The sequence below is a fragment of the Bartonella sp. AD328YNZD genome (assembly GCF_042196425.1).
The window spans coordinates 1-668 of the sequence record NZ_JBHIQG010000755.1 but is presented as its reverse complement, the minus strand read 5'-3'; the positions used below and the strand labels follow the sequence as shown (position 1 = coordinate 668).

Below are 668 nucleotides of genomic sequence, written 5' to 3'. Positions count from 1 at the left end.
AGCACGCAGCCATGGTGGCAATATACAATTAGACGAGAGCCCACTCGGGGGATTGCGCGCTATTCTTGATATCCCCCGATGAATCATATTTCAGTAAACAGTCTGTAAAAAATAACAAACTTGATGTTTTAGGCATTCCCTACAGTTTCAAACAAAGTGTATTGCAATGCCTTGTAAGCGCTTTCTCCCGATAAAGCCACCATCTGAAATGCAACATAATGGCTTTCACAGGCTTTAAGTGCATGTATCAATAATGTTTCAACTTGTATATGGGATGGATGCGCCCCACCAGCCAAAAGAAGACCTTGCCGATAAATAACCGAGTTATTTCTTTGCCAATAATCAAAATGTCCCAACAACAATTTTTCATTAATTGCTAGCAATAAGCGCTGTATTTCGGCTGTTCGGGCATGTTCAATAGAAAGATCAAATGAACAAGCCAAATGAAGTGCCTCATGCTCTTCTATCCATGAAAAAGCAAGACGATAATTGGCCCGTTTTCCTTCCACACAAACGCTAATTTCATCTTGCGCATCTCGCTCAAACGACCAATCATATTCACAAGCAATCTGTTCAATAAAATCAACAGGATGCTCTTTTCTTTCTGTGGCGCAAAATGCAAGCCTCATCACAATCCTCAATCATCTTAAAACATTGTCAACAGAATA

General features: G+C 40.1%; 1 protein-coding gene and 1 pseudogene. One reads left to right on the top strand and one right to left on the bottom strand.

What is annotated here, in order from left to right; translation table 11 throughout:
* Positions 1-82: pseudogene (locus ACFIO3_RS14860) on the top strand (sensor histidine kinase); the annotation flags it as partial.
* 46 nt (positions 83-128) lie between these two features.
* On the opposite strand, the gene ACFIO3_RS14855 reads toward ACFIO3_RS14860, so the two are convergent.
* The gene (locus tag ACFIO3_RS14855; protein ID WP_375607755.1) at positions 129-629 is read right to left on the bottom strand and encodes a YbjN domain-containing protein; all 501 of its coding nucleotides are present in this window, start codon (positions 627-629) and stop codon (positions 129-131) included.
* Positions 630-668: the final 39 nt, after the last annotated feature.